Raw genomic sequence first — 7,917 nt, forward strand, 5'->3', positions numbered from 1 at the left:
TTCCCAATCGGGAAGGCCTTTTTGCTTTTTGGCATTTGTGAACGGGAATAAGGATGCGAGGGGCACCAGGCGGGGCTGCCACTCTCGACTCTGTCCCTGTCGGTTGTCACTTGTCACTTGTGCTTGAGCTGGGGGTCGTCTTTTCGTCCACTCCGCCACTAACAATAAGCCCAGTCTAACGACCGTGCTTTTTTCGTTCTGTATTTTCTTCAGTTCCACTGACTTCATTTCCTCTTGGCGATATTAACTGTCAACGCTCCGCAAGGCCTTTCCATTTGATGATGCTGTCGGCATACAATCTCCTCTGGTTTTAAATGGGATATTTGCCCCTATGTTCTGTCCGCGCTGTGGTATCAAATCGCTGCAAAAATGCAGTGAGAAAGAGTTCGTCTGTGGCTGTGGTTTCCACTATTTCCAGAACGTGGCGTCGGCCGTGATGGTGGCACTGTGCTGGCAGGATGAAGTGCTGGTTGCGGTGCGAGGGCGAGCCCCAGGCAAGGGATTACTGGATCTGCCTGGCGGCTTTGTCGATCCCGGTGAGTCGCTGGAGGAGGCGCTGGTCAGGGAGCTAAAAGAGGAGTTGGGGCTGGATCTGGGGAGAGAGGTGCCTCGCTATGTCGGCTCCTTTGCCAATGTCTATCCCTATGACGATGTGGTCTATCACACCTGCGATACCGTCTTCATACTGGAACTGGCACACAAGCCTGCCGTCGTTGCGGCCGACGATGTGGCTGCCTGCGAGTGGCGCAAGCTGGCTGACCTTTCACCCACCGAGTTTGCCTTCCGATCCACAGGCATGGCCATCGGCCAGCTGCAAAGGCGGTGAGCATGATGTCGAGCGCCACGGCGGCATCATTGCCCGAGAGGGCGTGCTGCACGCCACTCTTGCGGGTCAGCACACGGGTGGTGGAAAAGCCTCCATTGCCCAGGTATTCGCTCTGCATGGTGCCAAGACCCAGCCTGCTTGGCGTGCTGTTCGGCTTCTTCCTGGCGCTGCGGGCGGCGAGGATGGACCCCATACATGCGCGAAGACGCCGAAGAGAGTCATTGAGGCGACACACCACGCGCTGAGCGGGTTTTCAACCGCCCCCCGGTTCTTTTTTGCATGCGAAAAAAAGGCGCCACCCGAGGGGGGCGCCTGAAAGGTCAAACCTTGCGGTTTGCGGACCAACGGAACCAAGACTTCACACTCTCAGCGTTTACCCTGGCGGGCTCAGCCCTGCCATTTTCCTCCTTCCACTATCACATCATTGGGATCGGTATCGGCACTTAAGTGATCGCGCACATATTGGTCATAGAGCTCGAGCAGGTACTTCTCCTCACCCAGCTTGGCGAGACGGTCGTTGACCCAATCACGCAGCTCGATATTGCCCTTCTTCACCGCCGGGGCGATGGGATCTTCCGAGCCCAGCTTCTCGGGCAGCACCCGATAGCCCGGGTTCTCCTTGGCCCAGCTGAACAGCACCAGATTGTCCTGGGCGTAGGCGTCGCCACGGCCCTGCGCCAGCGCTTGCAAGGATTCGGTATTCTTCTCGAACTTGAGCACTTTCCACTCCGGATGATTGCGGGTCAGCCAGATGTCGGCCGTGGTGCCCGTGGTAACGATCAGGGTCTTGCTGGCCAGATCATCCAGTTTCTTGGCCGGGCTCCCTTCCGGCACCAGCACCTGCACCGCCACTCGCAGGTTCGGGTTGGTGAAATCCACCACCTCGCGCCGCTCCGGGGTCACTGTCATATTGGCAAGGATCAGATCCACCTTGTCGCTCTGCAGGAAGGGGATGCGGCTGGCGGGCTCCACCGCTACGAACTCGATCTTGCTCTCATCCCCCAACAGATCCTTGGCGAAGCGGCGGCCGAGATCGGTGTCAAAACCGACGTAGTTCCCCTTATCGTCCACGTAGCCAAACGGCGGTTTGTCGGTGAAGACGCCAACGATGAGCTTGTCACGCGCCTTGATCTTGGCGAGGGAACCGTCCGCCGCATGGGCAACGCCGCTGGCAAGACCCAGTCCCAGCAAAGCACTAAACAGAACCGAGGTGATTTTTTTCATGCTGACTCCTTTCGTTTGATGACATTCGTATAAGAAAACTTGGCGAGGAACTGGCGCGCACGCTGGCTCCTGGGATTGTCGAAGAATTGATGGGGTGCGGCCTGCTCCAGAATGTGGCCGCCATCCATAAAGACGATGCGATCCGCCACCGCCCGGGCGAAGGCCAGCTCGTGGGTGACGATGAGCAGGGTCATGCCGCTACCGGCGAGATCACGGATCACCTCCAGCACCTCCTGCACCATCTCCGGGTCGAGGGCGGCAGTTACCTCGTCAAACAGCATCACCTGCGGGTTCATGCACAGCGCCCGCACGATGGCGATGCGCTGCTGCTGGCCACCGGAGAGCTGGCGCGGATAGTCATGGCGTCGTTCCCACAGACCGATGCGGGTCAGCAGCTGCTCGGCTTGCAGCAGCGCCTCTGCCCGCTCCCGTTTTTGCACCTGCACGGGGCCAAGCAGCACGTTTTCCAGCACCGTCAGGTTGGGGAAGAGGTGATAGCTCTGGAACACCATGCCGATCCGCTGGCGCACTCGTTGCCAGTCGGTTGCGCCATCCAGCAGCGCACCATCGAAGCGGATCTCGCCCCCCTGAATGGGCTCGAGCCCGTTGAGGGTGCGTAACAAGGTGCTCTTGCCACAGCCGCTCGGCCCCAGGATGACGATCACCTCACCGGCGCGCACGCTGAGGCTGACCTGATCCAGTACCAGATTTGAGCCGAATTGTTTGCTGACGAGCTTAAGTTCAAGCAGAGGTGTCATACCGCATTACCCCATTTTTGCTCCAGCCGGCGCGAGGCGAGCGAGAGCGGATAGCAGACCAGAAAAAAGAACAGAAACAGCAGACCGTAGATAAGTACCGAGGCGTAGGTGCGCTCGATGATCTGCTGGCCCACCTTGATCACCTCCACCACCCCGATCAGCACCGCCAGCGAGCTGGTCTTGATGATGCGGGTGTAGATGTTGATGGTCGGCGGCGTCAGCCGTTGCAACGCCTGAGGCAGCAACACATGGCGATAGAGCTGCCAGGTCGAGAGCCCGAGCGCCAGCCCGGCCTCTTGCTGACCACGGGCCAGCGACCGCAGACCACCGCGCACTACTTCCCCCACCTCGCTGGCGCCCCAGAGGGCGAGCACCAGCACGGCGCACGAGAAGGCCGGGATATCGAGGCCGAAAAAGATCGGCAACCCGAAGAAAAAGAGATAGAGCCATACCAGCACCGGCACCACCCGAAACAGCTCGAGATAGCAGCGCAGCAGCCCTCGAACCAACCGACCGCCCTGTTGTGCCAGCACGCCGTAAGCGACACCGCCGAGGGTGGCAAACAGGATGGCAAGCAGGGAGATGGCGAGGGTCTGGCCCGCGCCCACCGCCAGCAGTGGCAGCGCTTGTGCCAACAACTCAGTGACCGGACTGGCCATGCTGAACCCTCCTTTTCGAGGTTCGCAGGGCCTGTGATGACGATGATAGGGCGTTCGGCACACTCATCAGGAGCCATGCTCGTTCAAGCGACTCAGTGACCGAACTGACCATGTTGCAGCCTCCTTTCAACGATTCGCAGAGCGAGGGACAGCGGCAGAAAGATCAGCACGCACATCAGGGTCAGTACCGCCAGCATCTCGTAGGTCTTGTAGTAGAGGGCGATGTAATTCTTGGTGGTATAGAGCAACTCGGGCACCGCCACTGCCGAGGCCACCGTGGTCTCTTTCAGCAAAAAGATGAAGTTGGCAAACAGCGCGGGCAGGCTGGCAAGCCAGGCCTGGGGCAGTTGCACGTGGCGCAGCAGCTGCCAGCGGGAGAGACCGATGGCCCGGCCCGCCTCCAGCTGGCTGGCGGGCACCGCCTGAATGCCTGCACGCAGCGCCTCGGTCAGATAGCCACCGCCGAGGAAGGTCATGGCGATCACCGCCGTGGCGAAACCTGACAACGACAGCCCCAGCGCTGGCAGCCCGAAATAGAGAAAGAACAACTGGATCAGCAGTGGCGTGTTGCGGGCCAGCTCCACATACGCGCGGATGAGTGCCGTGAGCGACGGCTTGTGCAGGCTCAGCAGGATCACGTTGAGCAACGCCACTGTGAGCGAGCTGAAGATCACTATGGTGCCGAGCTGCAGGGTGACCCAGACCGCCTTGCCAAATGCGGGCAGTGTGGTGAGGATGAACGCCCAGTCGAAAGTCATGCTGGTATCCTCCCGTCACGGCGCAGCCGTTGCGGCAACACAGTGATGGTGTCCGGGTACTTGATGCCGATCCCCGTGTTGAGCATCACCACCCGTTCACCCTCCCGGATCCTGCCTGCTTCACCCAACTGGCCGGCAGCGGCGAAGGCGGCCGCCCCTTCCGGGCAGACGAAGCGGCCCTCCTGAGAGGCGAGCTGGCGGATCTCGCCCGTCTTGCTGCAACGCAGATGTGATAGGTAGCTGTAGGGCATGCGTTATCCTGAATGAGTCGTCGAAGTCAGTTGCTTATTCCATCTTGTGGCCAAAGTGCCTGATAACAAACAACATAAAGTGGCAAACTTAAGCGAAAAAATTCATATGACTCCGCTCACCCATGCCAGTGTCGGTTCGCAGGGGGTATTCGCCAGCCAAGCCTCTGGGGGGTTGGGCCATCCGGCACTCTTTGTTACCCTGCCTGTTTCACCGACACCGCAGGGAGCCGCATCGATGCGAGCCATTGTCAGCCTGCTGGCCCTGTCACTGCTGAGTGCCTGCAGCGGCCAGTCAACCAAAGAGGATGCCATGTCAGGGAAAGCGCGCCTTCACTACCCCGTCACCCGCCAGAGCGAGCAGGTGGACCACTACTTCGGTCAGGCCGTGGCCGACCCCTACCGCTGGCTGGAGGATGATCGCAGCCCGGAGACCGAGGCCTGGGTCAGGGCCCAGAACCGGATGACTCAGGATTATCTGGCACAGATCCCGTTTCGCGATGCCATCAAGGGCAAGCTGGCCGCCTCCTGGAATTACGCCAAGGAGGGGGTGCCGTTTCGCGAGGGGCGTTATCACTACTTCTTCAAGAACGACGGTCTGCAAAACCAGCATGTCTTGTGGCGCCAGCTGGCGGGCAAGCCGGCCGAGGTGTTCCTCGATCCCAACCTGCTCAGCCCCGATGGCACTACGGCACTGGATCAGCTGAGCTTCTCTCGTGACGGCAAGACGCTTGCCTACTCCCTGTCGCTGGCCGGTAGCGACTGGCGCGAGATCCACCTGATGGACGTGGAGAGCAAGCAGCCACTGGAGGTGCCGCTCAGGGACGTGAAGTTCAGCGGCATCAGCTGGCTTGGCAACGAGGGTTTCTTCTACTCGAGCTACGACAAGCCGGATGGCAGCGAGCTGTCGGCCAAGACCGATCAGCACAAGCTCTACTTCCACCGACTCGGCACGGCGCAGGAAGATGATCGGCTGGTGTTTGGCGCCATCCCGGCCCAGCAGCACCGTTACGTGGGGGCGACCGTGACCGAGGATGATCGCTACCTGCTCATCTCGGCGGCCAACTCTACCTCGGGCAACCGCCTCTATGTGAAGGACTTGACCCGGGAGGGGTCTCCACTGCTGACGGTGCAGGGGGATCTGGCTGCAGACGTGAACCTGGTGGACAACCGGGGCAGCACGCTGTACCTGCTGACCAACCGGGATGCCCCCAACCGCCGGCTGGTGACAGTGGATGCGGGCAACCCTGGCCCCGAACATTGGCGCGATCTCATCCCGGAGCGTCAGCAGGTGCTGACGGTGCACAGCGGTAGCGGCTACCTGTTCGCCGAATACATGGTGGATGCCACCGCCCGGATCGAGCAGTTCGACCATGACGGCAAGCGGGTGCGCGAGGTGGCGCTGCCGGGGCTTGGCAGCGTGAGCGGTTTCAATGGCAAGCACGATGATCCCGCGCTCTACTTCGGCTTCGAGAACTATGCCCAGCCGCCCACCCTCTACAAGTTCGAGCCCAACAGCGGGGCAATCAGCCTCTATCGCGCCTCGGCTGCCCCCTTCAAACCGGAGGATTACGTCTCCGAGCAGCATTTCTACCTGAGCAAGGATGGCACCCGGGTGCCGCTTATCATCAGCTACCGCAAGGGGCTCAAGCTCGACGGCAGCAATCCGACCATCCTCTACGGCTATGGCGGCTTCAACGTGAGCCTGACCCCGAGCTTCAGCGTCTCGGTCGCCAACTGGCTGGATCTGGGGGGCGTCTATGCGGTGGCCAACCTGCGTGGCGGTGGCGAGTACGGCCAGGCTTGGCACCTGGCGGGCACCCAGATGAACAAGCAGAACGTGTTCGACGACTTCATCGCCGCGGCCGAGTACCTCAAGGCCGAGGGTTACACCCGCACGGACCGGCTGGCTATCAGAGGCGGCTCCAACGGCGGCCTGCTGGTGGGGGCCGTCATGACCCAGCGCCCGGATTTGATGCGGGTCGCCCTGCCTGCTGTGGGGGTGCTCGACATGCTGCGCTATCACACCTTTACCGCCGGGGCGGGCTGGGCCTACGACTATGGCACCAGTGCCGACAGCGAGGCCATGTTCGACTATCTGAAGGGCTACTCGCCGCTGCACAATATCCGGGCCGGGGTCAGCTATCCCTCGACCATGGTGACCACGGCGGATCACGACGACCGTGTGGTGCCAGCCCACTCCTTCAAGTTTGCTGCCACCCTGCAGGCCGACAACGCGGGGCCCAACGCCCAGCTCATTCGCATCGAAACCAATGCCGGGCACGGGGCGGGCACGCCGGTGGCCAAGCTGATCGAGCAGAGTGCGGATATCTACGCCTTTACCCTTCATGAGATGGGCTACCGGCAACTGCCGCGCCAACCATGACCCAGGCGAGATAGGCTACTGGCAACTGCCTGTCACCCCGCGAGATCAGGGCCCTGCGGGGCCCTTTTCGTTGTCAGCCTCCGGCGGTGCGACCATCCCTGTCTCGCCGCGATCCGGTTTCGGGCGACGGAGGTCATCCGCCGCGCCCCCGGTGGTATAGTCAGTAACAGGATCAGTATTCAAGGAGTCCATCGTGAAGAAGATCATTTACATACTGCTGGGGCTTGCGCTGGCCGCCCTGGTATCGATAGTCGCTCTGGTGAGCCTGATTGACCCCAATCAGTTCAAGCCCCAGCTGGTGGATCAGGTGCGCAAGAGCACGGGCCGCGAGCTGGTGATACAAGGGGATATCGGCTGGCGTTTCTGGCCAAGCCTGGGCCTCTCCCTCGAGAAGGTGGCGCTTCGCAACCCGGCCGGTTTTGCCGAGCCGGATCTGGTGCGCTTCGAGCGGGGGCAGGCCTCGGTAGCCCTGCTGCCGCTGCTCTCCCACCGGCTGGAGATTGGCGAGGTAACGCTGAACGGGGCGCACCTCTTCATCCAGACCAAAGCCGATGGCAGCTCCAACCTGAGCGATCTCATCAAGGCCCCTGAGTCGGCAAAGGGCAGCGAGCCCGCGCCAGGTGGCCAGCGCCAGCCCCCTGCGAGTAATGGCCAGACCTGGCAGATCAGCCTGCAGGGTGTGGTGCTGGAACAGGCCAGTGCCCTGCTGCAGGACGATCGCGACGGCACCATTTCCCGCCTCGAGCAGCTCGATCTCAACCTGGGTCAGCTGGCGGTGGATCAGTGGGTGCCGGTGACCCTGGCCGCCAGGGGGGCACGCGGGGATCTTGTTTTCGATATCAAGGGGCAGGCTCGGCTCAAGCTGGCCCGGGAGGCAACAGCCAGCGAACTCAAGGATCTCAGCCTGAGTGGCAGCCTGAGTGCGCCGACGCAGCGGCTCGATGCGTTCTCCCTCAAGGCTGACCGGATGGCACTGGGGCAGTGGAGCAGCCTCACTTTGAACCTGAGCGGCGTACAGGGGGCTGCGGACAAACCGACCCTGGCCGGCACCCTGGAGG

Annotated in this window: 8 protein-coding genes and 2 pseudogenes; 3 read left to right on the plus strand and 7 right to left on the minus strand. The window is 61.6% G+C overall.

Annotated elements, in window-relative coordinates; all coding sequences use genetic code 11:
- On the minus strand, positions 1–219 hold a 219-nt coding region (locus AAC083_RS07380; protein WP_219927872.1), incomplete at its 3' end, for a hypothetical protein.
- Positions 220–331: 112 nt separating this feature from the next.
- On the opposite strand from AAC083_RS07380, the gene AAC083_RS07385 reads away from it, so the two are divergent.
- A complete protein-coding gene (locus tag AAC083_RS07385; protein WP_108536203.1) occupies positions 332–826 on the plus strand; it encodes an NUDIX hydrolase in 495 nt (164 codons plus the stop codon).
- Here the strand turns inward: AAC083_RS07385 and AAC083_RS22950 are convergent.
- From AAC083_RS22950 to AAC083_RS07415, 6 genes and pseudogenes are all read right to left on the minus strand, one after another.
- Positions 825–944: pseudogene (locus AAC083_RS22950) on the minus strand (DNA-binding response regulator); the annotation flags it as partial. The gene AAC083_RS07385 and the pseudogene AAC083_RS22950 overlap by 2 nt on opposite strands.
- 269 nt (positions 945–1,213) lie before the next feature.
- Positions 1,214–2,050 (minus strand): transporter substrate-binding domain-containing protein, encoded by an 837-nt coding sequence (locus AAC083_RS07395; RefSeq protein WP_108536204.1) that lies wholly within the window; start codon positions 2,048–2,050, stop codon positions 1,214–1,216.
- Entirely contained in the window at positions 2,047–2,808 is a 762-nt protein-coding gene (locus tag AAC083_RS07400; protein WP_108536205.1) for an amino acid ABC transporter ATP-binding protein, read from the minus strand. Before AAC083_RS07400 ends, AAC083_RS07395 begins: the two co-directional genes overlap by 4 nt.
- Positions 2,805–3,467 (minus strand): amino acid ABC transporter permease, encoded by a 663-nt coding sequence (locus tag AAC083_RS07405; RefSeq protein ID WP_108536206.1) that lies wholly within the window; start codon positions 3,465–3,467, stop codon positions 2,805–2,807. Before AAC083_RS07405 ends, AAC083_RS07400 begins: the two co-directional genes overlap by 4 nt.
- Before the next feature lie 92 nt (positions 3,468–3,559).
- Positions 3,560–4,225: an amino acid ABC transporter permease gene (locus AAC083_RS07410; RefSeq protein WP_108536207.1), complete on the minus strand. Its 666-nt coding sequence runs from the start codon at positions 4,223–4,225 to the stop codon at positions 3,560–3,562.
- Positions 4,222–4,431 (minus strand): annotated as a pseudogene (locus AAC083_RS07415) (threonine synthase); the annotation flags it as partial. The pseudogene AAC083_RS07415 and the gene AAC083_RS07410, both read right to left, overlap by 4 nt.
- A gap of 280 nt (positions 4,432–4,711) precedes the next feature.
- On the opposite strand from AAC083_RS07415, the gene AAC083_RS07420 reads away from it, so the two are divergent.
- Together AAC083_RS07420 and AAC083_RS07425 are read left to right on the plus strand one after the other, a co-directional pair.
- A complete protein-coding gene (locus AAC083_RS07420; RefSeq protein ID WP_108536208.1) occupies positions 4,712–6,859 on the plus strand; it encodes a prolyl oligopeptidase family serine peptidase in 2,148 nt (715 codons plus the stop codon).
- Positions 6,860–7,052: 193 nt separating this feature from the next.
- The coding region (locus AAC083_RS07425) for an AsmA family protein (protein ID WP_146181611.1) at positions 7,053–7,917 on the plus strand (865 nt) is incomplete at its 3' end.

The sequence above is a fragment of the Aeromonas sp. HMWF014 genome (assembly GCF_963878295.1).
Lineage (GTDB): Bacteria > Pseudomonadota > Gammaproteobacteria > Enterobacterales > Aeromonadaceae > Aeromonas > Aeromonas popoffii.